The sequence below is a fragment of the Serratia sp. JSRIV001 genome (genome assembly GCF_019968745.1).
GTDB classification, from domain to species: Bacteria; Pseudomonadota; Gammaproteobacteria; order Enterobacterales; family Enterobacteriaceae; genus Chania; species Chania fonticola_B.
Genome location: NZ_CP074147.1, coordinates 4,759,536 through 4,784,831 on the forward strand (window position 1 = coordinate 4,759,536; position 25,296 = coordinate 4,784,831).

Annotated in this window: 28 protein-coding genes; 10 read left to right on the forward strand and 18 right to left on the reverse strand. The window is 56.0% G+C overall.

The genetic code is table 11. From position 1 onward, the window contains the following. Positions 1–16 precede the first annotated feature (16 nt). Positions 17–1,333 (forward strand): polynucleotide adenylyltransferase PcnB, encoded by a 1,317-nt coding sequence (gene pcnB / locus KGP17_RS22040; RefSeq protein ID WP_245398317.1) that lies wholly within the window; start codon positions 17–19, stop codon positions 1,331–1,333. Then, positions 1,333–1,827 carry a 2-amino-4-hydroxy-6-hydroxymethyldihydropteridine diphosphokinase gene (gene folK / locus KGP17_RS22045; RefSeq protein WP_024528318.1) on the forward strand — a complete coding sequence of 165 codons (495 nt, stop codon included), beginning with the start codon at positions 1,333–1,335 and terminating at the stop codon, positions 1,825–1,827. The genes pcnB and folK overlap by 1 nt, the downstream gene beginning before the upstream one ends. On the opposite strand, the gene qseC is transcribed toward folK, so the two are convergent. Next, positions 1,812–3,197, reverse strand: a complete 1,386-nt coding sequence (gene qseC / locus KGP17_RS22050) for a quorum sensing histidine kinase QseC (protein WP_223498327.1) — start codon at positions 3,195–3,197, stop codon at positions 1,812–1,814. The genes folK and qseC overlap by 16 nt on opposite strands. After that, positions 3,194–3,856, reverse strand: a complete 663-nt coding sequence (qseB, locus tag KGP17_RS22055) for a quorum sensing response regulator transcription factor QseB (protein WP_223498328.1) — start codon at positions 3,854–3,856, stop codon at positions 3,194–3,196. The genes qseC and qseB overlap by 4 nt, the downstream gene beginning before the upstream one ends. 162 nt (positions 3,857–4,018) lie before the next feature. On the opposite strand from qseB, the gene panB reads away from it, so the two are divergent. From panB to panD, 3 genes are all read left to right on the forward strand, one after another. Then, positions 4,019–4,813 (forward strand): 3-methyl-2-oxobutanoate hydroxymethyltransferase, encoded by a 795-nt coding sequence (gene panB, locus KGP17_RS22060; RefSeq protein ID WP_021806252.1) that lies wholly within the window; start codon positions 4,019–4,021, stop codon positions 4,811–4,813. Between the two features lie 58 nt (positions 4,814–4,871). Continuing rightward, positions 4,872–5,726, forward strand: coding sequence for a pantoate--beta-alanine ligase (gene panC / locus KGP17_RS22065; RefSeq protein WP_223498329.1), 855 nt, complete (start codon positions 4,872–4,874; stop codon positions 5,724–5,726). Positions 5,727–5,862: 136 nt separating this feature from the next. After that, a complete protein-coding gene (gene panD / locus KGP17_RS22070; RefSeq protein ID WP_024484346.1) occupies positions 5,863–6,243 on the forward strand; it encodes an aspartate 1-decarboxylase in 381 nt (126 codons plus the stop codon). 32 nt (positions 6,244–6,275) lie between these two features. On the opposite strand, the gene KGP17_RS22075 is transcribed toward panD, so the two are convergent. From KGP17_RS22075 to KGP17_RS22085, 3 genes are all read right to left on the reverse strand, one after another. Further along, complete coding sequence (locus tag KGP17_RS22075) at positions 6,276–7,568, reverse strand: polysaccharide deacetylase family protein (protein ID WP_021806254.1); 1,293 nt, start codon at positions 7,566–7,568, stop codon at positions 6,276–6,278. A 174-nt stretch (positions 7,569–7,742) separates the two neighbouring features. Next, a complete protein-coding gene (locus KGP17_RS22080) occupies positions 7,743–8,513 on the reverse strand; it encodes an ABC transporter permease (RefSeq protein ID WP_021179732.1) in 771 nt (256 codons plus the stop codon). After that, on the reverse strand, positions 8,510–9,433 hold the full coding sequence (locus KGP17_RS22085; protein ID WP_021806255.1) for an ABC transporter ATP-binding protein: 924 nt from the start codon (positions 9,431–9,433) through the stop codon (positions 8,510–8,512). Before KGP17_RS22085 ends, KGP17_RS22080 begins: the two co-directional genes overlap by 4 nt. A 199-nt stretch (positions 9,434–9,632) precedes the next feature. On the opposite strand from KGP17_RS22085, the gene can reads away from it, so the two are divergent. Then, positions 9,633–10,292 carry a carbonate dehydratase gene (gene can / locus KGP17_RS22090; RefSeq protein ID WP_024484342.1) on the forward strand — a complete coding sequence of 220 codons (660 nt, stop codon included), beginning with the start codon at positions 9,633–9,635 and terminating at the stop codon, positions 10,290–10,292. A gap of 41 nt (positions 10,293–10,333) precedes the next feature. Here the strand turns inward: can and hpt are convergent, their stop codons facing one another. Both hpt and cueO read right to left on the reverse strand, forming a co-directional pair. Further along, a complete protein-coding gene (hpt, locus tag KGP17_RS22095; RefSeq protein ID WP_223498330.1) occupies positions 10,334–10,870 on the reverse strand; it encodes a hypoxanthine phosphoribosyltransferase in 537 nt (178 codons plus the stop codon). Between the two features lie 120 nt (positions 10,871–10,990). Beyond that, positions 10,991–12,607 (reverse strand): multicopper oxidase CueO, encoded by a 1,617-nt coding sequence (gene cueO / locus KGP17_RS22100; RefSeq protein WP_223498331.1) that lies wholly within the window; start codon positions 12,605–12,607, stop codon positions 10,991–10,993. Positions 12,608–12,778: 171 nt separating this feature from the next. Between cueO and KGP17_RS22105 the strand changes: the two genes are divergently transcribed. The 3 genes from KGP17_RS22105 to speD all read left to right on the forward strand — a co-directional run bounded on the left by KGP17_RS22105 (position 12,779) and on the right by speD (position 14,963). Next, entirely contained in the window at positions 12,779–13,126 is a 348-nt protein-coding gene (locus tag KGP17_RS22105; RefSeq protein ID WP_037375824.1) for a YacC family pilotin-like protein, read from the forward strand. A gap of 153 nt (positions 13,127–13,279) precedes the next feature. After that, positions 13,280–14,143: a polyamine aminopropyltransferase gene (gene speE, locus KGP17_RS22110; protein WP_021806257.1), complete on the forward strand. Its 864-nt coding sequence runs from the start codon at positions 13,280–13,282 to the stop codon at positions 14,141–14,143. A 25-nt stretch (positions 14,144–14,168) separates the two neighbouring features. After that, a complete protein-coding gene (gene speD, locus KGP17_RS22115; protein ID WP_223498332.1) occupies positions 14,169–14,963 on the forward strand; it encodes an adenosylmethionine decarboxylase in 795 nt (264 codons plus the stop codon). A gap of 38 nt (positions 14,964–15,001) precedes the next feature. On the opposite strand, the gene KGP17_RS22120 is transcribed toward speD, so the two are convergent. From KGP17_RS22120 to yacL, 5 genes are all read right to left on the reverse strand, one after another. Further along, positions 15,002–15,760, reverse strand: a complete 759-nt coding sequence (locus KGP17_RS22120; RefSeq protein ID WP_021806258.1) for a DeoR/GlpR family DNA-binding transcription regulator — start codon at positions 15,758–15,760, stop codon at positions 15,002–15,004. A 13-nt stretch (positions 15,761–15,773) separates the two neighbouring features. Next, positions 15,774–16,787 (reverse strand): D-threonate 4-phosphate dehydrogenase, encoded by a 1,014-nt coding sequence (locus KGP17_RS22125; protein WP_371822062.1) that lies wholly within the window; start codon positions 16,785–16,787, stop codon positions 15,774–15,776. Beyond that, complete coding sequence (locus KGP17_RS22130; protein WP_223498334.1) at positions 16,747–18,018, reverse strand: four-carbon acid sugar kinase family protein; 1,272 nt, start codon at positions 18,016–18,018, stop codon at positions 16,747–16,749. The genes KGP17_RS22125 and KGP17_RS22130 overlap by 41 nt, the downstream gene beginning before the upstream one ends. After that, positions 18,015–18,971: a 2-keto-3-deoxygluconate permease 1 gene (locus KGP17_RS22135; protein ID WP_021806261.1), complete on the reverse strand. Its 957-nt coding sequence runs from the start codon at positions 18,969–18,971 to the stop codon at positions 18,015–18,017. Before KGP17_RS22135 ends, KGP17_RS22130 begins: the two co-directional genes overlap by 4 nt. 209 nt (positions 18,972–19,180) lie before the next feature. Beyond that, on the reverse strand, positions 19,181–19,543 hold the full coding sequence (gene yacL, locus KGP17_RS22140) for a protein YacL (protein ID WP_021179705.1): 363 nt from the start codon (positions 19,541–19,543) through the stop codon (positions 19,181–19,183). Between the two features lie 208 nt (positions 19,544–19,751). Here yacL and KGP17_RS22145 point away from each other — a divergent pair, with 208 nt between their 5' ends. Then, entirely contained in the window at positions 19,752–20,672 is a 921-nt protein-coding gene (locus KGP17_RS22145; protein WP_024484333.1) for a LysR family transcriptional regulator, read from the forward strand. On the opposite strand, the gene mdcH is transcribed toward KGP17_RS22145, so the two are convergent. The 6 genes from mdcH to KGP17_RS22175 form a co-directional block, all read right to left on the reverse strand. Continuing rightward, on the reverse strand, positions 20,669–21,598 hold the full coding sequence (mdcH, locus tag KGP17_RS22150) for a malonate decarboxylase subunit epsilon (protein WP_223498335.1): 930 nt from the start codon (positions 21,596–21,598) through the stop codon (positions 20,669–20,671). The two genes, KGP17_RS22145 and mdcH, sit on opposite strands and share 4 nt — an antisense overlap. Further along, positions 21,598–22,221: a malonate decarboxylase holo-ACP synthase gene (locus KGP17_RS22155; RefSeq protein WP_223498336.1), complete on the reverse strand. Its 624-nt coding sequence runs from the start codon at positions 22,219–22,221 to the stop codon at positions 21,598–21,600. The genes mdcH and KGP17_RS22155 overlap by 1 nt, the downstream gene beginning before the upstream one ends. Before the next feature lie 12 nt (positions 22,222–22,233). Beyond that, positions 22,234–23,193 carry an AEC family transporter gene (locus KGP17_RS22160; RefSeq protein ID WP_094981435.1) on the reverse strand — a complete coding sequence of 320 codons (960 nt, stop codon included), beginning with the start codon at positions 23,191–23,193 and terminating at the stop codon, positions 22,234–22,236. Positions 23,194–23,359: 166 nt separating this feature from the next. Beyond that, on the reverse strand, positions 23,360–24,166 hold the full coding sequence (gene mdcE / locus KGP17_RS22165) for a biotin-independent malonate decarboxylase subunit gamma (RefSeq protein ID WP_223498337.1): 807 nt from the start codon (positions 24,164–24,166) through the stop codon (positions 23,360–23,362). After that, positions 24,163–24,999 carry a biotin-independent malonate decarboxylase subunit beta gene (locus KGP17_RS22170; RefSeq protein ID WP_021806267.1) on the reverse strand — a complete coding sequence of 279 codons (837 nt, stop codon included), beginning with the start codon at positions 24,997–24,999 and terminating at the stop codon, positions 24,163–24,165. Before KGP17_RS22170 ends, mdcE begins: the two co-directional genes overlap by 4 nt. Further along, entirely contained in the window at positions 24,992–25,291 is a 300-nt protein-coding gene (locus KGP17_RS22175; protein WP_021806268.1) for a malonate decarboxylase subunit delta, read from the reverse strand. Before KGP17_RS22175 ends, KGP17_RS22170 begins: the two co-directional genes overlap by 8 nt. Between the last annotated feature and the right edge of the window lie 5 nt (positions 25,292–25,296).

Here is a 25,296-nt window from a genome sequence, read left to right on the forward strand (position 1 = left end):
AGAGGGAACGCGCTCAATGACCGTTATCCCCCGCGATCAACATGCGATCTCGCGCAAAGATATCAGCGAAAACGCGCTGAAAGTGCTGTATCGCCTGAATAAATCCGGCTACGAAGCCTATCTGGTCGGCGGCGGTGTACGCGATCTGTTGCTCGGCAGAAAGCCGAAAGATTTCGACATTACTACCAACGCCACCCCAGAGCAGGTGCGTAAACTGTTCCGCAACTGCCGCCTGGTAGGCCGCCGTTTCAGGCTGGCGCACGTGATGTTCGGGCCGGAAATCATCGAAGTCGCCACCTTCCGTGGCCACCACGAGCAGAGTCAGGAATCTGACAAGAACTCTTCCCAGCAGGCCCAGAACGGCATGCTGCTACGCGATAACATCTTCGGCACCATCGAAGATGATGCCCAGCGCCGCGATTTCACCATCAACAGCCTGTATTACGGCGTAGCCGACTTTGCCCTGCGTGATTACGTTGGGGGCCTGCGCGATCTGCAACAGGGCGTGATCCGCCTGATCGGCGATCCGGAAACCCGCTACCGCGAAGATCCGGTGCGGATGCTGCGCGCGGTGCGCTTTGCCGCCAAGCTGAATATGACCATCAGCGAAGAAACCGCCGAGCCTATTCCACGCCTGGCCTCCCTGCTGCACGAAATCCCACCGGCTCGCCTGTTTGAAGAGGCGCTGAAGCTGCTGCAAACGGGTTACGGCTACCAGACCTACCTGAAGCTGTGTGAATATCAATTGTTCCAGCCTCTGTTCCCGTTGATTGCGCGCAACTTCACGCCAAATCACGACACGCCGATGGAGCGCATTCTGGAGCAGGTATTGAAAAATACCGATCACCGCCTGCAAAACGACAAGCGCGTCAACCCGGCGTTCCTGTTTGCCGCCATGCTGTGGTACCCACTGCTGGAGCACGCACAGAAACTGGCGCAGGAAAGCGGCCTGGCCTATTACGACGCCTTTGCCCTGGCCATGAACGATGTGCTGGACGAAGAGTGCCGTTCACTGGCAATCCCCAAACGAATCACTACACTGGTACGTGACATCTGGCAACTGCAGTTACGCCTGTCCCGTCGCCAGGGCAAGCGTGCGCACAAGCTGATGGAACACCCTAAATTCCGTGCGGCGTATGATTTGCTGGCATTGCGTGCCGAAGTGGAAAACAACCCGGAGATGCTGCGTCTTGCCGAATGGTGGGATGAGTTCCAGGTGGCCACCGCGGCCCGCCAGAAAAACATGTTGAGCACGCTAGGCGAAGATCCGGCACCACGTCGGGCTCGTCAGCGCCGCCCACGCCGCAGGACTCCGAATAACGAAGGAGCATAATGATCCGCGTTTATATCGCGCTGGGCAGCAATCTGGCGCAACCTTTGCAACAGGTGAATACCGCGCTGGAGGCGTTGGAGCATATTCCACGCACCCGTCTGATCGCTTGTTCGCCGCTGTACCGCACCAAACCGCTGGGGCCACAGAACCAGCCGGATTATCTCAACGCGGTGGTGGCACTGGATACCCAGTTGCCACCGGAACAGCTACTCGATCACACCCAGGCGATAGAACGTAATCAGGGCCGAGTGCGCAAAGATGAACGCTGGGGCCCTCGCACGCTGGATCTGGATATGATGCTGTACGGCGATCTGGTGATCGACACCGATCGTCTCACGGTGCCCCATTATGGCCTGAAACAACGTGAATTTATGCTCTACCCGCTGGCAGATATCGCTCCAGATCTGGTCTTCCCAGATGGTGAAACGCTGGCAGAGTGCCTGCAACGAGTGCCAAAAAACGGCATGACGCTGTGGCATCAGCCCAAGGCTTGAATACCGCCCCCAGACAAGGTTAACGTCGCGATAAACCCACCCTCCTGCCGATTGGCAAAGCTAACACGTAGCCCATGCAGGCTGGCAATCCGCTGCACAATAGACAAGCCCAGCCCGCTTCCCGTCTGTTCTTGCCCCGGTGGGCGATAAAATCGCTCCCCCAGTCTTTCCAGATGCTCAGCCGTGACGCCAGGGCCGTCGTCTTCCACCGTCAGTTGCCGCTGGCTGAGCGTGACCGTTACCGTGCCACCGGCCGGAGTGTAACGTACCGCATTGTCCACCAGATTGCGCACCAACAGCGATAACAGCAGCGGCTGGCCCGATAGTGCAGGAGGTTCGCCCTGCTGCTGGTAACGCAGCGTGATCCCGGAGGTATGCGCCTGTCGATCCAGCTCCGCCAGGGTCATCGGCACCAGTTGGCACCAGTCGACCAAGGCCAGATCGTGCAAATCGGCGAGCGAGTCCAGCCGGGACAAGGTGAGCAGTTGATCCACCAGGCGCGTGGCTCGATCGATACCCACCGTCAGGTTGTTCACCGCATGTTCACGCATGGGTACATCGTCTCCCGCCAGTTGCACCACCTCGGTCTGCACCCGCAATGCCGCCAATGGGCTACGCAACTCATGGGCGGCATCCGAAGTAAACCGCCGCTCACGCACCAGCAGGCTATTAATGCGCGTAAACAGCGTATTCAGCGCCTCTACCAGCGGACGCACCTCACTGGGTACCTGGTGTGCACTCAGCGGCGTAGCGTCGTCTGGGGCTCGTTTACGCAGGCTGGCGGCCACCTCACGTAACGGTCTTAGCTCGCGGCCTACCATCAGGGCAATCAACAACATCAGGATCGGCAACGTCACCAGCCAGGGCAGCAACTGCCCCATCACCAACCCCAACGCCATATCCTGCCGATAATCCCATTCCTGGCCGACCACAATACGGTAACGGCCATCCGGGCTGGTGAGCCATAGCAAGCGCCAGCTGTCGCTATCTCCTTTGCGTTGACCATCGACAAACCCTTGCCGATCGCCGTCAAACAGGAAATCCTCACCATTTTCACCGTCGTTGAGCAGCATGCGCCCATCGTGGGAAAAGATAGCGAACGCCAACGCATCATCGTCCTGCTCACCACGTTTGCCATGGTTCAGCATCTTCTTGGTTTTTGGCAGGCTGCGCGCTTGCTGATTAGCCAGCAAATCCCCCAGATCGGCGGTCGCCAGCCGTTTGGCAAACAGCATCTGTTGGGTGTCGAACACTTCGTTGATATTGTGGCGCGTCATCATCCACGCCACCACGCTGGCAGAGCACCAGGTCAGCAATGCCAGCAGGCTGAAGATCAGGATCAGCCGCAACCGCAAACTCAATGACTTCACGGCTCATCCCCCAGCGTGTAGCCCACGCCATGTACGGTGCGGATAAAGTCGTTACCCAGCTTGCGCCGCAGATGATGGATATGGACCTCAACCGCGTTACTGCTCACGTCATCATCCCAGTTATACAGTTTTTCCTGGATCAGCGGCCGTGCCAGCACGCGCCCCTTGTTGTGCAGAAACAGTTCCAGCACCGCCAGTTCGCGTGGGGTCAGCGTTACGGGTTCACCGTTGCAGCTCACGCTGCGCGATGCGGCATCAAACACCAGGTTGCCATGGACCAGTTGGGGCGTCAGTTGCCCATGGCGGCGGCGGATCAACGCCTGTAAACGCGCGGCAACCTCCGTCAGGGCAAAAGGCTTGCACAGGTAATCGTCGGCTCCGCTTTGCAAGCCGCTGACACGCTGTTCCAGTGCATCACGCGCTGTCAGGATCAGCACCGGCACATCTTGTCCGGCCTGACGCCACTGGCGCAGCAAATCCAACCCGTCCAATCCCGGCAAGCTGAGATCGAGGATCACCGCATCATAAGGTGCACTGTCCAGGGCGTTCTTACCGACGATGCCATCAGTGAACCAGTCGAGGGTAAATCCCAGCTTGGTCAAGCCCGCCTTGATGCCATCACCGATCAGTTTGTCGTCTTCAATCAACAGAATTCTCATGCGCTCTCCCTTTGGACAGACCATTACATCATAAGCTTCTTAAGAACATCTTAACCATCAGCATCGGAGCTACCCACCCCTGAAGGGTTACAGTAGAATGACAACACTTTTTACCACCGTGCTACAAATCCAGGCCGCGCGGTTACTGCAGGAGACGTTGTGATGAAACCTACCACCCTGAGCCATTTACGCCAGTGGAAGCAGGAGCAGCGCAAGTTTGCGACTATTACCGCCTACGATGCCAGCTTTGCCCAGCTGTTTGAAGAACAAGGTATTAAAGTATTGCTGGTCGGCGACTCGCTGGGGATGACGCTGCAAGGGCATGACTCAACGCTGCCGGTAACCGTGGCCGACGTGGCTTACCATACCCGCGCGGTACGCCGTGGGGCACCAGCCAGCCTGCTGTTGGCCGACCTGCCTTTCATGAGTTACGCCACGCCTGAGCTTGCCTGCCAAAGCGCGGCCGAGGTGATGCGCGCCGGGGCCAACATGGTCAAAATAGAAGGCGGCAGTTGGCTCTGCGAAACGGTGAAAATGCTCACGGAGCGCGCCGTCCCCGTCTGCGGCCATCTTGGCCTCACGCCACAATCCGTCAATGTATTTGGCGGCTACAAGGTACAGGGGCGCGACGAGTTAGCGGCCAAGCAACTGCTGATCGACGCCCAGAATCTGGAGCTGGCCGGTATGCAGTTGCTGGTGCTGGAGTGCGTACCGACCGAACTGGCCCGCCAGGTTACTGAAGCCTTGTCGATCCCGGTGATCGGTATTGGTGCCGGCAATGCTACCGATGGCCAGATCCTGGTAATGCATGACGCCTTGGGGATCACCGGCGGCCATACCCCTAAATTTGCCAAAAACTTTCTGGCACAGGGCGGCGATATTCGCGGCGCCGTGCAGCTGTATATTCGGGAAGTTGAGCAAGGTATTTATCCCGACGAAGCGCACTCGTTCAACTGAGTGACCGGCCACGATTGATAGCTAACTAGCTTATCCCTCAACACCGAGGAGTTATGGAATGGTAATTATCGAAACCCTGCCACTACTGCGCCAACAGATCCGCCGCTGGCGGCAAGAGGGCAAACGCGTTGCGCTGGTGCCCACCATGGGCAATCTGCATGAAGGCCATATGACGCTGGTGGAAGAAGCCCGCGCCCGTGCCGACGTGGTGGTAGTGAGCATTTTCGTTAACCCGCTGCAGTTCGAACGCGCAGACGATCTGGAGCGCTATCCGCGCACCTTGCAGGAAGACTGTGAAAAGCTCAATCGGCGTAATGTCGAGTTGATCTTCGCCCCTGCCCCGGCCGAAATTTACCCCAAAGGGCTGGAAGAACACACCAGCGTTGATGTACCGGTGATCTCCACCATGTTGGAAGGCGCCAGCCGCCCGGGCCACTTCCGCGGAGTCTCCACCATCGTCAGCAAACTGTTCAATCTGATCCAGCCGGACCTGGCCTGCTTTGGCGAGAAGGATTATCAGCAGTTGGCGTTGATCCGCAAGATGGTGGCGGATATGGGCTATGACATTGATATCGTTGGTGTGCCGACGGTGCGGGCCAAAGACGGGCTGGCGCTAAGCTCTCGCAACGGTTATCTCACCGCAGAAGAACGCAAGGTCGCGCCGCAGTTGAGCAAAATCATGAACGCCCTGGCGGAGCAGCTAGGCAACGGTGAACGCCACGTCGAAGAGCTGCTGGCACAGACAGCCGAGAAGCTGCGCGAGGCAGGTTTCACCCCAGACGAGCTGTTTATTCGCGATGCAGACACGCTGCAACCGCTGGGCGTAGAAACCCGCCGGGCCGTGGTGCTGATGGCCGCCTGGTTGGGTAAAGCCCGCCTGATCGATAATCAGCAAGTCGATCTGACGCAGTAAGCCATTTGTTGTACAGTCGTTGCCGTTTTTACCCGGTTGGCGGTAGACTGGCCGGGTTTTCGGTGACGAAAAATAGTGCAAGGAAGCAGTTCTTCTTCAGCCGCCTGAAAAGGCCGATATTCAGTTAGGTAACGCTATGATACGTACTATGTTGCAAGGCAAGCTGCATCGGGTGAAAGTGACTCAGGCTGACTTGCACTACGAAGGCTCCTGCGCCATTGACCAGGATTTTCTGGAAGCCGCCGGGATCCTGGAATATGAAGCGATCGATATTTACAACGTGGATAACGGCCAACGTTTCTCCACCTATGCCATCGCCGCCGAACGCGGTTCGCGCATTATTTCGGTCAACGGTGCGGCCGCCCGCTGTGCCTGCGTGGGTGACAAACTGATCATCTGTTCTTACGTGCAGATGAGCGATGCCGATGCCCGCCAACACCACCCCAAAGTCGCCTACTTCGAAGGTGACAACCACTTGCAACGCAAGGCGAAAGCCGTCCCCGTTCAGGTTGCCTAAAAAATCGGGCGCTTTAAGCGCCCGTCTTCTCTCTATTCTGTTACCGTCACGCCCGGTAACGCACCTGACTTGTTGGCTATCCGCTCCGCCATGGTGGGGATGGAATCGGTACGCAGGATATACAGCCGTTTTAAAGTATAAGGATTATCACCCGGTTTCACTTTCCCCTGCACCGTGGTCACGGCTAAATGCAGCCCGGCATCTTTTGCCGCCTGGATCGCCTTTTGGTTATAACCACCAAAGGGATAGGAAAGGTACAGCACATGCGGATTAAACTGCTCTAACGCCCGTCTTGAACGCTCAAAGTCGAATTCGATATTGTGCAGTGAACGGCTGAGCAGGATCGGCCGACGGTTGCCATCGGTACGATGTAGGAAATGGGTGTGTGACTGGATATCAAACACATCCTGGATCGCTTTCAGCTCTGAAATGCTCATAAACTGCAGCGAATCCGGGTTCCATTTCTGCGGATGACGTTTAATACGTGAAGAAATGATAAACGCCGTAGCGCGGAAACCGTAATCCTTCAGTACCGGATACGCATAGCGATAAACCGACTTCAACCCGTCATCAAAGGTCAGCACCACCACTTTGCCCGGCAGGTTGATTTGATTATTCAGGTAGGCTTCCAGCTGATACATCGAGATGGTGTCATAACCCGTCTGCTTCAAATAGGTCATCTGGTTGCTGAAGGCCACGTCCGAGGTGGTGGTTGAGGTATTACGGAAACGTTTGTTCTCTTCATTTTTCAGCAGGTGGTGATAGGTCAGCACCGGAATGCCGTTGTCGACTTCGCAGTCCAACTCACTGACAAATCCCAGACGATCGCCGATATTGACCTCGTACCAGGTATTATTCAGCCGATCTTTCAGCTTGCCGATAATCGGATAGCGCAGGTTCTCTTCCAGTACGCCAAAAATTTCACTTTTGTTATCCGCCGCCGTGTAGACGTTAATTGCGCGCTGGGTGATCAGATTCTGATTGGTCAGCGGTTTGTTCAGATCCCCCAGGTCGTCCTTCACCTTACGAGTTTTGCTGATGGCGCGAACGTCGTTTTTATCAATAAAGCCGGTGCCGTAGCCAAACTTAAGCTCGTAATATTCCGCATCCGCCGGGAACATCTGGATCAATTGCCCTTTTTTCACTTCACCGACCGGGATCACATGCTCACCGATCAACGAATAAACCTCGCTGTTACGCTGCACTTCCATGTATTGGGCTTGAACAGCGCTGTCTTCTGACAGTAAATCCGCCAACGCCGCCGGTGCCAACAACGACATAACAATGCCGAGTAGCCCTGCTGCTATCTTATGTTGAGGCTGCATGGTTTGTTCTGCTTACGAGTGCGTCATGAAAAAATGAAGAAAAAGTGGAGCGCCAGCATAGCACGATTTAAATCGCCGGGAGAAAGGGCTTATTGCCTTAATTCTATAGATTTAGATGATGTATGTGCTAAATCAATAAACTCCCTCCCCCGGCAACGGAGGAGGGAAATGACATCAGGAACGCAAGCCGCGGCCACGCTCAATCAGATACCAGGCCAGCCCGTAGAACACCACAATGAACGCCACCAGCACCAGCATGGTCAGCGCTAACGGCACGTCGGAAATGCCCAGGAAACCGAAGCGGAAACCGCTGATCATGTAGACGATCGGATTCAGTTTGGAGACCGCCTGCCAAAACGGCGGTAACAGCGTCAGCGAGTAAAATACCCCGCCCAGATAGGTCAGCGGCGTCAGCACAAAGGTCGGGATCAGGCTGATATCGTCAAAGGTGTTGGCAAAGACGGCATTAAGCAAACCGCCTAGCGAGAACAGGATCGCCGTCAACAACAGCGTCACCGCGATCACCCACCAGGAATGGACCACCAGCGGAACGAAGAACAGCGAGATCACCGTCACCAGGATCCCCACACAGATACCACGCGCCACGCCACCGCCAACATAACCGGCAATCACCACGTGCGTCGGTACCGGTGCCACCAGCAGCTCTTCAATATTGCGCTGGAACTTGGCACTAAAGAATGATGCCGCCACGTTGGCGTAGGAGTTGGTAATCACCGCCATCATGATCAGGCCCGGCACGATAAACTGCATATAATCAAAACCGTGCATCTCACCAATACGCGACCCAATCAGGTTGCCAAAGATGATGAAATACAGGGTCATGGTGATCACTGGCGGTACCAGCGTCTGGATCCAGATGCGGGCGAAGCGGTTGATCTCTTTGGCCCAGATGCTTTTCAAGGCCACCCAATACAAATGCATCATGCTTGTTCTCCATTGCCGTTCACCAGGTTGACGAACAGCTCTTCCAGCCGGTTGGCCTTGTTACGCATACTCAGGACCTGGATCCCCTGCGCGCTCAGTTGGGTGAACAGACCGTTCAGACCTTGCTCACGCATCACTTCCACTTCCAGCGTGGAGGTGTCCGTCAAACGGCTGTTGTAACCCTCAAGATGGGGCAATGGGCTTTTCGCCGCCAGATCGAGGATAAAGGTTTCGGACTTCAGCTTGGCCAACAGCCCCTTCATCGAGGTGTTTTCTACCAGCTCACCGTTCTGGATGATGCCGATATTGCGGCACAGCATTTCTGCTTCCTCCAGATAGTGTGTGGTCAGGATAATGGTGGTGCCCTGGGCGTTCAGCTCTTTGAGGAAGCCCCACATCGAGCGACGCAACTCGATATCCACCCCGGCTGTCGGTTCGTCGAGGATCAGCAGTTTGGGCTGATGCATCAGCGCACGGGCAATCATCAGGCGGCGTTTCATCCCGCCAGACAGCATACGCGCCCGCTCGTTACGTTTACCCCAAAGATCGAGCTGATTGAGGTACTTTTCTGCCCGCGCCATCGCCTCGCGGCGTTCCACGCCATAATATCCCGCCTGGTTGACCACAATCTGCAGCACGGTTTCAAACGGGTTAAAGTTGAATTCCTGCGGCACCAGCCCGAGCTGGCGCTTGGCATTAACGATATCCTTATCGATATCGTAACCAAACACTCGCACCGTGCCCGCCGTCTTGTTGACCAGTGAACTGATAATGCCGATGGTGGTGGATTTCCCGGCGCCGTTCGGCCCGAGCAGGGCATAAAAGTCCCCCGCCTCCACGTTCAGATTGATACCGCGCAATGCCTTGACGCCACCCGCATAGGTTTTGGTCAGCTGCGCTATTTCCAGTGCATAATTCATAAGTTATGAGAGTACCTTTTGATGGAGTTGGCTGCCGAACTTGTCTAAGAGGGAGTTTATCATCAGCGGCCCGATAACCGAGTTGAATCCGTGCGAATTCCAGAGGGCAGAAAATTGCTTAACTGTTCCGATTTCCAAATTGTGACGCTTGCCATATATTACATCAACGCAATTCGTTCATAACAGGCCAATAACCGCCATGCAAGAAATCGAAAGGCTTATCGCCAACAACCAAGCCTGGTCCGCTAATATCAACAAGGAAGATCCCGGCTTCTTTGAACGTTTGGCCCAAGCGCAAAAACCGCGATTCTTGTGGATCGGCTGCTCCGATAGCCGCGTGCCTGCCGAACGCCTGACCGGCCTGGAGCCGGGTGAGCTGTTCGTTCACCGTAACGTCGCCAATCTGGTGATCCATACCGATTTGAACTGCCTGTCAGTGGTGCAGTATGCCGTCGACGTGCTGGAGGTGGAACATATCATTATCTGTGGTCACCTGGGCTGCGGTGGGGTAGAAGCGGCTGTAGAGAACCCGGAACTGGGGTTGATCAACAACTGGCTGCTGCACATTCGCGATCTGTGGTACAAACACAGTTCCCTACTCGGCGAGCTGGAACCAGAACAACGTCTGGATGTGCTGTGCGAGATCAACGTCATTGAACAGGTGTATAACCTGGGCCACTCAACCATCATGCAGTCTGCCTGGAAACGCGGCCAGAAAGTGATGATCCACGGGTGGGTGTACGGGATCCAGGACGGTCGTCTGCACGATCTGGAAGTCACCGCCACCAGCCGTGAGAGCCTGGAGATGGGCTACCGCAAAGCGATAGCCACACTCAAACAGGAGAAAGGCCTGTTCTAGCGCCTGATCGGGGTTCAGCGCCCTGCTGAACCCCGGCCGGATTATTCGTCCAGCATCACCACTTTGCCGATGTAAGGCAGATGGCGATAACGCTGGGCGTAATCGATGCCATAACCCACCACGAACTCGTCCGGGATCGGGAAGCCGACATATTCCACCGGCACTTCAACCTCACGGCGCTCAGGCTTGTCCAGCAGCGTACAAATCGCCAAAGACTTCGGCCCACGCAGCGCCAGGATCTCACGTACCTTGTTCAGAGTGTTGCCGGAATCGATGATGTCTTCGACGATCAATACGTCTTTACTACGGATGTCTTCATCCAGATCTTTGAGGATTTTCACGTCACGGGTGGTAGACATGCCGCTGCCGTAGCTGGAAGCGGTCATAAAATCGACCTCATGCGGCACCTCAATGGTGCGGCACAGATCGGCCATAAACATGAAAGAGCCACGCAGCAACCCGACCAGCACCATGTCACTGCCGCTATCGCGGTAGTCTTCGGTGATCTGGCGGCCAAGTTCAGCAATACGGGTCTTAACTTCCTGCTCGGAAATCATTACTTCTACAGTGTGTTTCATAGTTTTCAGGTCAGTTGCCGGAAGAAGGGCGCAGAGTTTAGCATAGCTGGCGGGCGGTGGCGACGCGAGTGCGTCACCACTTTACAGACTGCGGCGTGACAAGCCGCAGTCTGGGATAACTTAATCGGCTACGGTAAAGCCTAGCATCATGCCGGTATCTTCATGTTCCAGCAGGTGGCAGTGGGCCATATAAGCCTGATCGGCACTAGCCAGATGATTGAAGCGCACCAGCACTTCGCTGCGCCAACCTTCTACCAGCACCGTATCTTTCCAGCCTGCCCGGTGGGCCGCCGGTGGCTTGCCGTTTTCCGACAGAATGCGGAACTGGGTGCCATGGATATGGAACGGGTGCATCATCACGTCGCCCTCGCCGGAAATGGTCCATTTCTCGTATTTACCGCGCTTGGCTTCAAACGCCGGCTTGTGCATATCATAGGCTTTACCGTTGATGGTATTGGCATGGCTGAAATCAAACGGCTTGCTGCCATGATCCATTTTGCTATGGTCCATTCCCGCCATGTTGCCCTGATCCATGCCTTGCATCTTACTATGATCCATACCAGCCATGTTGCCAGCGGCATTGCCGTGATCCATGCTCATCCCGGCCATTGCCTGGTGACCATAGCGATCCATCAGAGCCTGCATCCCCAGCATATCCAGCTTAGGATCCATCATCAGTTGCAACCAGCGTTCCTGCACTCCGGCCAGCGATGGCAGCGCAGGCAATTTCACCAGGCTGTCCGGCATGGATTTCACGCCCTGCGCCAGCGATGGCTGAATATGCAATACCGGCAGCGGCTGATCGAACGGAGCCAGCGTCATACCCATTTGCTTCACCGGCAGGGTAACGATATCGAACGGCTTGCCATCGGAGGCATCAACCAGCACTTCAAAGCGCTCCCCCATCAGCATCGACAGTTCGGTCAGCTTAACCGGTTCGACCAGGAAGCCACCGTCACTGGCAATCACGTATAATGGCCGATTGTCGCTGGTGGACAGGTTAAGCGAGCGGGCGTTACAGCCGTTCAGGAAACGCAGACGCAGCCAGCCGCGTGGCGCGATGTGTTGCGGATAGCTGGCACCGTTGGTGAACATGCGGTCACCAAACCAGCCCACGGCCGCGCTCATGATGTCCAATTGATATTCGATTTGACCGTCTTTGCCCAGGCGCTTATCTTGCAGGATCACGGGAATATCGTCGGTTCCCCAGGTCTTCGGCAAGGGTAGCTGGCTGCTTTCTTCATCTTCCAACAGCACCAGTCCCCCCAGCCCCTTCATCACCTGCTCGCCGGTTTTGCCATGCGTATGGGGATGGAACCAGCAGGTAGACGCTGGCTGATCGGCAGTGAAACTCACCGTGCGGGTAGTACCAGGTTGGATCAAGGCTTGCGGGCCACCGTCGACATTACCGGGGATCTCTAAACCGTGCCAGTGCACCGTGCTGGCCTCTGGCAGTTTATTACTGATATCTACCGTCACCGGCTTACCCCGTTGCAAACGGACCGCTGGGCCAAGCAACGCACCGTTAATCCCCCAGGTGCGGGTAGCCACGTTAGGCAGCCAGTTCATCTCACCGGTTTGCAGCGCCAATGCGATCTTTCCTTGCGCATCTGGCGTCAAAATCGGTGGGATCGGCAAGGCTGGACGATCGGCCGCCAAGGCGGCACGGCTCCATAATGGCAAGGCGCTTGCGGCACCTATTGCGGCGGTCAGTTTGATAAAATCACGGCGTAACATCGCTGGTTCCCTTTTCTCAGTGATCGAAAGCTTAAGATCCGCAGCCTAAACCCTCCCCTTAGTGGAAGGTCAAGAGCTACTATTAAGGAGTGTTAAGCCCACATAATTAATTTGGTGCCTTTACAGCCAAGTGTGGTAACGTCAGCAGATATTGAACAGGTCTATTTCATGATGAAAAAAACAACGTTGTTAATGCTATTGCTGACTATGCTGGGCTTTTCCAATGCCAGCCTGGCGCTAAATGAATCCGAAGCGGAAGATCTTGCCGATCTGACCGCGGTGTTTGTCTATCTGAAAAACGATTGTGGCTACAATGATTTGCCTAACGCACAAATCAAACGCGCCATCGTGTACTTCGCCCAGCAAAACCGTTGGGATTTGACTAACTATAATAGCTTTAATATGAAATCCCTGGGTGAAGACAGCTACCGCGATCTCAGCGGCATTGCTATTCCTACCCCCAACAAGTGCAAATCTCTGGCGCGCGACTCCTTGAGCCTGCTGGCCTACGCCAACTAACTTCCCCTGCTTTCTCTCAGCCTTGCCAACGATAGCTGGCAGGGTTTGCTATCGCCTATCTGTTGCCCTGCCGACAATGCTGTAATTTGCCACACGTAGGGTTTATGATGTTGCGCTCATTTTTCATGGTTGTTATTACGGAGTAACCCGCACATGACCCAGAAAGAGATTTGGTATGAAACGCTGCATGCCAACTTTGGCCAGTACTTCTCAGTAGAGCAGGTACTTTACCGTGAGAAAACCGAGCATCAGGATCTGGTGATATTTGAAAACCCGGTGCTGGGCCGCGTGATGGCTCTCGATGGCGTGGTACAGACTACCGAACGCGATGAGTTTATCTATCACGAAATGATGACCCACGTGCCGCTGCTGGCCCATGGCCAGGCCAGGAAAGTGCTGATTATCGGCGGTGGTGACGGTGCTATGCTGCGTGAAGTCTGCCGCCATCAGGGCGTTGAACAGATCACCATGGTTGAGATCGACGCGGGCGTGGTGGAGTTCTGCCGCCAATACTTACCGAATCACAACGCCGGTGCCTATGACGATCCCCGCTTCAAGCTGGTGATCGACGATGGCGTCAATTTCGTCAGCCAGAGCGACGAAAAATTCGACGTGATTATTTCTGACTGTACCGATCCGATCGGCCCCGGTGAAAGCCTGTTTACCTCGGCGTTCTATGAAGGTTGCGCACGCTGCCTCAACGAGGGTGGCATCTTCGTAGCTCAGAACGGCGTCTGCTTCCTGCAGCAGGACGAAGCGGTCAACAGCCACACCAAGCTCAGCCAGTATTTTAACGACGTCAGCTTCTATCAGGCGGCGATCCCAACCTATTACGGCGGCATCATGACCTTTGCCTGGGCCAGCCAGAATCCGGCTTTGCGCCAGCTGGATGTCACCACGCTGCAACAACGCTTTCATCAAAGTGGCTTAGACTGCCGCTACTACAATCCGGCAATTCACGCTGGCAGCTTTGCCCTGCCGCAGTATTTGCTCAATGCACTGAACGTTTCACGTTAAGCGAGAAGATAGGGGCTAAATCTAATTGCAAAAGATCAAACTGCACGGCTTCAATAACCTGACCAAGAGCCTGAGTTTTTGTATTTACGATATTTGTTATGCCAAAACCGCAGACGACCGCGACGGCTATATCGCCTACATTGACGAACAGTACAATGCCAACCGCCTGACCGAGATCCTCAGTGAAACCTGCTCGATCATTGGCGCCAATATTCTCAACGTCGCCCGCCAGGACTACGATCCGCAAGGCGCCAGCGTCACCATCCTGATGAGTGAAGAGCCTGTTGATCCGAAAGACGTGGATACCTCTGAGCACCCGGGGCCGCTGCCAAAGACGGTGGTGGCACATCTGGATAAAAGCCATATCTGCGTTCACACCTATCCGGAAAGCCACCCAGAAGGCGGCCTGTGTACCTTCCGGGCCGATATTGAAGTCTCTACCTGCGGCGTAATTTCACCGCTCAAAGCGCTGAACTATCTGATCCACCAGTTGGAATCCGATATCGTCACCATGGACTATCGCGTACGCGGTTTCACCCGTGATGTCGCCGGCGTGAAGCATTACATCGATCATGAGATCAATTCGATCCAGAACTTTATGTCCGAGGATATGAAGGCGCTGTACCACATGATGGATGTCAATGTGTATCAGGAGAACATCTTCCACGCCAAGATGCTGCTGAAGGATTTCGATCTGAAGCACTATCTGTTCAACGCCAGGCCGGACGAACTGAGCGAGGCGGAGCGGAAAAGGATCACCGATCTGCTGTGGAAAGAGATGCAGGAGATCTACTACGGGCGCAATATTCCGCACCTGTGACGTTGAGATACAGGGCAGCCAAGGTTGCCCTGTGTCAGTTACACCAAGTGCAAACCTGCGGGTAAATCTGCCAACTGCTGCTGTGCAGTGGTAGGTAGCGCCTTGTCGGTGACAATATCCGTCAGGCTGCCAAGCGGCGCCACACAAAATAACGAGTAGGCAGCGTATTTACTGCTGTCTGCCAACAGTACCCGCTGGCGGGCATTGGCCATCAGATCCTGCTTCAGGCCCGCCTTCTCTTCGGTGGGCGTGGTAATACCTTTCTCAATACTCCACGAGTTACAGCTGACAAACGCAATATCCGGGTAGATCCCTCGCAGCAACCTGCGCCCATGATCGCCAACGCAGGACTGGCTGCTGTCATCAATACGGCCACCAATAATGGTCACTTCAATCTGTTTAAATCCTGAGAGAAACAGTGCGATATGCAGATCGGCGGTGATCACCCGTAGCGGAAGGTGGGTCAAATGCCGCGCCAGTTCTAGCATAGTGGTGCCTGCGTCCAGCACCACTGCATCACCGGCTTTAACCATCGTGGCCGCATACAGGGCAATCGCCCGCTTCTCCTGCGGGTTGCGCAACTGCTTTTCGTTAGTGGTGGGCTGTGCAGGGATAAAACGGTTGAGGGCCACGCCGCCATGGCTGCGATTGATGATCCCCTGCTCATCCAGCTTGATCAGATCGCGCCGGATGGTGGCAGGAGAAGCATCGATAGCGCTGACCAATTGCTCAACGGTGACCAGATTATGGGCTTTCAGGTATTCCAGAATCTGGTCCTGGCGAGTTTGTGGCTTCATGACGTCCGTGGTATCACGCCAACTGAGTGGCTAATTTAATCGAGATCGCCATGCTCTCAGACTTGGCTTTACCTGTCCAGGCAATATCAAATGCAGTGCCGTGGTCGGCAGACGTTCGGATAAACGGCAAACCCGCCGTGATGTTAACCCCGTCGTAGAAGCCCAGCAGCTTGAGGGGGATATGACCCTGATCGTGATACATGGCGACCACCATATCGTACTGGCCTTCATAAGCCTGCAGGAAGACGGTATCCGGTGGGCACGGGCCTGAGACATCGATCCCCCGCTGTTGTACTGCCGCAATCGCCGGGCTGACGATGTTGATCTCCTCATCGCCAAACAGGCCATGTTCACCCGCGTGGGGGTTAACGCCCGCGACCGCGATCCTTGGATGTTTAAAACCGACGCGCTTGAGGAAGGTATCCGCCATCGTCACCACCGTTTCGATCCGCTCGGCATTCAGCGTATCAAGGAACTTGCGCAGGGCGATATGGGTGGAAACATGGATCACCTTCAGCTTATCGGTGTACAGCACCATCGCATAATCCCGGCTGTTGGTCAGTTTTGCCAACAACTCCGTATGGCCTGGATACAGATGCCCGGCCAGATGCAGCGCCTCTTTATTCAGCGGCGCCGTGGCGATGGCCATCACCTCACCCGCCATGGCCAGTTCGGTGGCACGCTTTACGCATCGGTAAGCCAGATCGCCCGCTTGTGCCTGCACTTTCCCCGGTGTCAGCGCTGCGGGATCCTCTAGCGGTTCATCAATCACGTTGATAATTCCAGGCGCAAAGCGTGCCTCCGAAACCTTCAGGATCGGCCTCAATTCGACCTTTGGCACGATCCCCAATGCCTGAATGCGTTGCAACGTTTGCAGACAGCCCACCACGACCGCTGGCGTTCCCGCCAACTCGCCTTCAGACAGCGCCTTAATGATAATTTCTGGCCCAATGCCTGCCGGATCGCCCACGGTGACCGCAATCGTGTTATTTGCCACTGTACATCTCCTCAATAAAATAAAGTGCATCCCGCAACGTTGAAGCACCGCCAAATCCGCCAGCCTTGGTGATCACCGGCAGATCGTCGATCTCGCTGTTGACGAAAGTGCCACAGGGCACACAAGGAACAACCTCACTGGTAATACGGTAACCTTCCGCGCCCAGCGCTCTCGCAACCGCAATGGCGATGTCACCACCGGTCAGGAACAAGCCACCAATCTGAGCCTGATTGATAATCGCCAAGGTGATGGAGCCTAATGTCTGGCTGATTTTGTCCCCCAACTGCTGGCGCGAAAGGTCATGCTTTTCACACAGCGTATCTATCATCTGGCGGGCATCGGCATCTCTACAGGTGCGTAGTACACAGTGCTGCCGATCTCGCAGTACGCTGACGGCCTGGCGAATAATTTCATCTACCGCAGACTGGCTGTGCGGTTGCAACAAGGCTTCGACATCAATGTCCAGTATGCCGAGCGACTTTTCTTCTGCAGCAAATACAATCTGCTGCCGGGTGGCTTCACTCATCGATCCGGCAACCACCAGCACAGGCAGGCGCTGGCGAGCGGCCAGATAGCTGCTGGCTGGCAATGCATTTGCCAGCCCGGCAGCGCCCACCAGCAGATAACGGCAACCGAGTTGCTGAATTGCCTGCGCCAACTGCGCCAGATCGCCATCCGTTTCAGCATCAACTACCACAATCGCTGGCCCGTTGTGGCTCAGGAGCGGTAGCTCGCGGCCTAGCTCGCCACTGCGTACTACCTGTAAATCCAACTCATGGATCGGGTAGGCCGTCTGCAAACCAATCAAGGTCTTGATATGAGAAGACACGATCGGCGTTTTCGGATCGCTGGCGAACTCGGTCTCCACCAACGGCACGCCGTGAACCCGGCATTCGCCATTGAGCGTTACCCGACCTGCTGCGGGGATGGCTGCGGCCACGATAGCCAACTGCGCACCGCTGGCGACTATCGCCGCTTCGATCTCGGCCCCTACGTTACCGCGAAAGGTCGAGTCGATTTTTTTATACACCAGGGGCGGCATATCGCTCTGGCAATAAGCCCGCAAGGCTTCGCTCACCTTGGCGCTCGCCATTGCAGGAGATAACGCCCGGCTTTCGGTATTGATCACCAGCACATCCGTGCGCCGGGTAGACTGCGGTAGTTCGTTGAGCATCACGTCGGTACGCGCGCCCTTTTTTGCCAATTGCACACCGGTATCGTTGGCTCCGGTAAAATCATCGGCAATCACGATCATCTTCATGCTGTCTCCTTCAGCGCTGCGCCCTTCGCGGCATTACGCTTCGCCACCCAAGAACTGAGTATCGGGGTCAGTATGGCGGTGGTGATCACCGAAGCGGCAATCAACGGGGCCGCAGCAGCCGCTACGCTAGCCAACGAAGGGTCCGCCTGAGCAATCGCCAATGGCGTCGCCACCGCATTACCGGCAGTGCTTGATGCTGCCGCACCGGCAATGCCTGAGCCCCCTACCAGTCGATCGGCGCGAATATTAAAGAAACCACCGACAAAAGTGGTCAACACGCCAAGCAGAACCCCAGCCATACCGCCTTGCAGCAACATTTCCAGATTGATGCCAGCACCGAGCGCAAAGGCAAAGAATGGGATCAGGATTGGGCCCCCCTTGGTGAGGAAGTCGCGCATCTGATGATCCAGATTACCCAACATCATCCCTACCAGCAGGGGAACCAACACCGCCACCAACGCCATCAATGGGATATTCGCCATACCTGCCGCACCCAACGCGATCATGGTGAAGAACGGCCCGTCATTCAGGGATAGGATCGAAATCGCCCCTACGTCCCGCTCATTACCAAACTCACCCACCAACGCCGCATACAGACCACCGTTGGAGTTGCTCATTGCGGCAATGATCGCCACACCGGTCAGGCCGAAAATACCTTCCGCCCCAAACAGATGTTCAACGCCTAATCCCAGGGCCATGGCAACCAGCAGCTTGGTCAAGGTAATGGTGCCGCCTTGCAACAGTGCCTGCGGAGCCGCCTTGAAGCTGATGCCGGCCCCCATACACAGCAGGAAAGCACCAATCAGTGGAGCCGCACCATTTTTAAACAGTGCCGTGGTGAAGCCGCCGATATCCAGCGCCTGTGGAGCAAAGGTGTTGATCATTGCGCCAAGCACCAGTGGGACGACCATCATCCCTCCAGGGATTTTCTCTATTGCCGCCTTAATTTTCATCCTACCCTCGTCATTATGATTTATTTTAATCAAAATGATTATATAAAATCAAAAAAGAAAAAATCGGCGCTGTGTCGCAGATTAAAAAATCAGTAACATGATTATTTGATTTTATTTAATCATTACAGAAGAAGGTGGGGGGGAAGGCGGCCGAGAATCGGCCACCTGTGACTCACAAGGGGAGCAGCATCCTGCGCCCGTCTGGATAATCAGTAGTTGAGCATAAACGAGCGGTAGGCTTTCAGCACCGTCAGAAAGTCTTCGATGCCACAGAAAGAGAGGCTCTCTTCGTCGTAGTAGTTCATCCCCTCTTCCATTTCGTCGCCTTCGAACTCCAACTGGTTGGCGCGGATCATCACCTCTTCACCGTCCATCAGCAACGTGTATTCGTGGCCTTCCAACTGCCATTGACGCTCACTGCCCTTGACACCTGCCGCACCGGCTTCGATACGGTCCAGCAGGTTAAAATCACCGTTGAGCTCTTCGTTAATCCAATGGCCGATGGCCTCATGCCCCATCGAAAATCTGACCACCACCTGACCGGTTACGTCACGCAGAAATTCGTAATCCATAGCATGCCCTCCTGAGCGGTGTATAAGACTGAGTTTAACCTTAAATTCGCAGCTAACTCAGTGAGCGCTCGCAAAGTTGTTCAATAATTCGTGGCGCAATATAACGGTCCGCCCTCCACTTGGGAAGCGGGAAGGCTCTTGGTACCTGCTATGGACGGGCAATTGTTGTTATCATGACACTTCTTAGCCCTTACCCAAGCCTGAGCCGATGATCGACAGCGAAATCACCCTGAAAAAATTGGAAATCTTTCTGGCGTTTATGGAGAAGGAAAACATCGGCCGAGCCGCAGAACAGCTTGGCTTGAGCAGCGTTAGCGTGCATCGTGCGTTACATACCCTGGAAGAGGGCTTTCGCTGCCCGCTGTTTATTCATAAAGGGCGCAACCTGCTGCCCCTGCCCGCAGCACTTACGCTGGCAGAATACGCACGCGATATCGTGGATCTCACCTACAAAGGTATCGAAGAAACTCGGTTGAAGGCGGGGTTTGGCCAGCAACGCATGCGTATCGGCACGCTCTACTCACTGACGCTGGAAACCATTCCACGGTTGATCATGGGGCTGAAGGTGCGACGCCCGGCCATGGAGATCAGCCTGACTATGGGATCGAATGAAGATCTGCTGGCCCAGTTGGAAAACCAATTGCTGGACGCCATCCTGATTTCGGTTTCCGACAGCCAAATCGATCCGCTGCGCTTTGAGATCCTGCCGCTGTTTGAGGATGATATCTATCTTGCCGCACCGGCAGCCTCGGCGCTAAACAGCGATGGCACGGCAGACCTGCAAGACTTTCGCAGCCAGAAGTTTGTCTCCCTGACCGAAGGCTTCGCCACCTACCACGGCTTTAGCGAAGCGTTTCAGATTGCCGGTTTTGAACCGGAAATCGTCACCCGGGTGAATGATATTTTCTCCATGCTCAGCCTGGTGCAGGCCGGGGTGGGCTACACGCTGGTGCCTGGGCGGATGAAGAAGATGTATGAACACACGTTGAAATTACTGCCGCTGTGCGAACAGTACCAGATGCGCCAAACCATCGCGCTGGTGTTCAATCGTAACCAGCAGCAGGATCCGAACCTGCTGGCATTGACGGCGGAAGGCCGCATGTACGCTCGCGGTGAAGGGCCGGTTTAATCGCGCCGATATTTGGCGACAATGCCGCAGACCGCGTTCAGGCCCAGTTGGCAGCGGGACAGCGCTTCCCCCTGCTCCATCACTTTTTTGGTCAAGCCGGTTAATACCGCGCCCGGCGGCATTTCGATCGCCAGACGGACTTCCCGTTCGTAGGCCGCCACCATCGCCTCATGCCAGCGCACGGTGCGGGCCATATTGAAGGCCAGATCGTCAGCAATTCGCTCCGGTTGCCATAACACGCGCCCGGTACTGCCGCTGAGATACGCAACCTGCGGCCGATTGATGGTTACCTGCTTCATGGCCTGCGCCAGCTTTTCCGCCGGTTGTGCCAACAGGGCACAGTGGGAAGGGACACTCACCGCCAAACGCTGGGTTTTCGCTGCACCGGCGGTTTTTGCCAACGCCATGACCTGCGCCATCACGGCTTCGCTACCCGCGATAACCAATTGGTCTTCGGCATTGATATTGGCCAGATAGGCCGGTAACTCAGCACTATTGACCTCGTCTATCAGCCTTTCCACCAGCCGCAACGGCAAACCGACAATCGCCGCCAAGCCATATCCCGCAGGGTAAGCCTCCTCCATTAGCTGGCCGCGCAACGCCACCAGCCGGACGGCATCGGGAAATGCCAAGGCCCCGGCGATCACCGCAGCGGGAAAAGCGCCGATGGATAGCCCACTGACAAAATCAGCCTCGACCCCGTGCTGCTGTAATTCCCGCGCGTAGGCCACACCGGCTATCAGCAGGCACAGCTGCACTGCCCGGGTTTTCTGTAAGGCTTCGGCGCTGTCCAACGCCAGTACATCCTGGTCAAGAACAGCGCAGGCCTCGCTTAACAACCGCTGGGTTGTTTCATTGGCCGGCAGTTGGTGCAGCATCTGAGGCACCTGCGGCCCTTGTCCGGGAAAGGTAAATAAAATCTTCATCAGAGCTCCTGAGAGCTGGCCCAGGGATCCGTCGTCAACAACGGTCCCTCAGCGGTTTTCAGCATCGCTCGCCCATCCCGCAGCCATTCGCTCAGGGCAAAGCCACCGAGCGGTGTTTCTATTTGGGCATCGGCGCGGCAAGGCAACGCCTGCAACCACTGTGCCAGCCTCTGCAACTCATCAAGGCTGGCAGGCTGCGGGCAGCGAACCAACAGATCCAGATCGCTGTCGGCATGCATCACCGGGATTTCAGTCGCCAACGCATAACCACAGCTACCTGTCACGCCCCAGACCCACGGCCAAGGCCGCTGAGCCAGCATAATGAGCGCCTGCACCGGAGGCTGGGAAACAAAGCTCGAGTGCAGCAACGCCAACGGCTCACTCACTAAAGACTCCGGCGTCACTACGCGCCGGATAGCCTCTGCGCTAACCCAAGCTGCGGCGCGCTGGCTGCGTTTCATCCCCCGGATCCCAACCGGGATCCGCCCGCTATCCTGAACATCGCGCCGTACAACCAACGGTAATGAAGTGCGCCACTGCTGGCCAACCCACTCCGGCAACGCCTGATCGGCACTGAGGGCAGCACGGTCACTAATCCAAATCAGGTCATGCGGGCGAATCATCGGCTTCTCCAGTTACATCCCTGAGGTCAGGGTGATAAACAGCGGTAAGGTAATGATACACAACACGGAACTGATCAGTAACGTGGCTTCGGCATCCGGCGACTGCACGCCAAAACGGTTACCAAAGACGATACCGAAGAAACCGGCAGAAAGGGCGATCATCAAAATAGCGGTAATGGCTACACTGCCGTGCAGGCCCAATGCCAGCACCAGCCCCCAGGCAATAAACGGTTGGATTAACAGTTTGGTCACGCTCGACAGCAGCACCGGGCCGTTGATCTGCAACTTACGGGCAGACAGGATCACCCCGGTCAGGAACAGAGCCGTCGCCGTGGCCGACAGGCCAAGCGGTTTGATCGCGGCCAGCACCATTTCAGGCATATGCACGCCTACCGCCGACAGCACCACCCCAAGCAGCGGCCCCCAGACGATCGGTTTTTTCACCGAGCGCCACATCAGCACCGGCAACATGCCCAGGCTGGACCCCTGAACCCCGCCGGCCGCACGGGCCTTTTCACGCTCTAGGATCAGCAGGCAGAACGGCGTCATCAGTACCGAACCACAGGCGATAGCCACCGCCACGGACAGCGAGGTTCCCGGCGTTTCCCCCAGCACGCTACCGAGGATCGGCAGACCAAGCGCGGCATAGTTGGGTAATGCCACGGTGAGCGTCAGCACCGCGGCATCCTGCGGAGACTTATGGAAGATCCCGGTGCAGGTAAAATAGATCGCCGCATAGGTGATCCACATCGCCAGCACCAACACCACGATCAGCGGCGATTGCTCGACGATCCCCACCCAAGGCGTTTGTACGGTGGCACCGAACAGGGCCGCTGGCAGTGCAAAATCCATCACGAAGATGTTGAGTAATGAAACGTTCTGGTTATCGACCATTTTTGCCTTACCGGCAAAAAAGCCCAGCAGCATAATGACAAAAATCGGCGCCAAGGCATGAATAATTACGTATGTCATAAATCACCTGTTAAAAAGAAAAAATCAGTCAGATCAGGTGCGATGGTATTAGTTATATTGTTATATGCAGGTGAAGCTTTATGCCGGGTCGGAACGCATCATATGCGCCCTCCCGGCGGGTAGTATTTTGTTCCTGAACTCTGACGTAAAAATGGCTAGCGTGGCATTACCACTCTGCGCGCATACGTTCACGCACCAGCGAAGAGCTATGGCGGTTGTCTGCTCCCAGGCGGTTAGTTAATCCAACCCCTTCACGGCGAGTTTTGGCGATCGCCTGTATCAGTGCGTGGCGTACCAGATTAAGTTCCTGCTCACTGGCCTGCAGCGGGTCACGGATATCCAGTAACTGTTCCAACAGGCCCAGCGAGCTGTAATGCTCGACGTCATAAGCCATCGGTGGAATGGTTGCTGCCAGTTTCTCCAGCGCCTCTACGGAACGTAACGTGATGCGCGCCGCAGACTCTTTGCCCATCGCATGGATCATCACGCCTGCATCGTTGAAGGCGATCAAGCGGTTGGCCTGATAGCCGTGCGCCAGAAACGCGCCGGACATGGCTTTACCCACGATTAAACCAATCACCGGATGGCCTGCCAGCCGAGCCTTGGCATAAGCCCCGGCCGCACCGGCCAAGGCTTGGTGAATACCAAAGGCCTCTTCCCGGCGCCCGTAGGCCTGGCTCGGCACATCGATCACCGCCACGATGGCGCGCTTTTGTACTTTACCCACGTCAGCCGCGACTGCTTCACTGACTACCTGGGCTAACGTCCAACCTTCCAGCAATCCTACTTCGCCGCGTGCAGCGCGTGGGTAATGGTTATTTGCATCCGGCACCACGGCGATAAAACGCACCGGTTGGCCCTCTAGTTCAGCGTCCGCAACCCGGATCGAGGCGCACTGCCCCTGACGCTGCTCGGCCCCCGCCGTCAGCAAAGAGAACCAATATTCTCCACGGCTTGATGATGACGTACTCATACCCGATCCTCCGCAGCAAACAGTTGAGCAATGACCGCCGAATCCGCCTGCTGGCGGGTGTCGAACTGCGACAGTTTCGGCAAGTAGTAGTGATAATTGTCTGAGCGGTGCTGAACAGGCACGCCGCGTTGCAGACAACCTTTCATCGCCGCCTTGACCGCATGCAGCGCATCCGGGACTTCTTCATCGACAAAGCCGCTGCGATAGCGCACGTCGCCACCGGTCATGCTCCAGATAAAAGGCCGATCGCGGGAATCGTATTCTTCAATACCGGCTTCCTGTTCAATAACCTGTGGGCCGTTTAAGCCCAGGCGCGCTTCACGGGTGACGATCAGGTAGCTGCATAAGGCTGCCGCGATCGACATCCCGCCAAAGCAGCCCACGGTACCGGCAATTATACCCACCACCGGGGTGTAGCGGCGCAGATCGACAATCGCCGCATGAATATCCGCGATCGCTGCCAGCCCCAGGTTGGCCTCCTGCAAACGCACGCCACCGGTTTCCAGCAGCAAGACTGCCTGAGTCGCAATGCCGTTGCGGTTATCTTCTGCTGCCAGTTCCAGGGCCGCGGCCATCTTGGCACCGGAAACCTCCCCCATGCTGCCGCCCTGGAACGCCCCTTCTACCGCCACCACCACTGCCGGTTTACCGTCAATGGTGCCTTTAGCAACCACCATGCCGTCATCGGCCTGGGTGACTATGCCCTGCGGCTCCAGCCAGGGAGAAGTAATACGCTCAAATGGCCCCAACAGCTCACGGAAACTGCCACTGTCCAGCAAATTGCGGGCGCGCTCCCGGGCGCTGAGTTCGATAAAGCTGAGATCATCACGCATGGGCGGCCTCCTCAAATACCTGTTCAATACGCAGCCGAGCCACTCCCGGCGTAGCGCCGAAGTCGTTAATCTCTAACCGCCCGGCAGGTAAATCGCGCAACGAGGCCAGGCGTTCAAACAGGTGCTGCCAGCGCTGCCGGCTACCGTCTACGGAGGTTTTGATTGCCACCGTCAGCGTGCCGTCAGCCGCAGGCTCAAACAGAGCCTCCATGTCACCGGAGCCCACGACGCCGGTTAGTGCCTTACCCGGCAGCGTAATGCTGGCCGGATAACTCAAATCGATATGTTCCATAACAT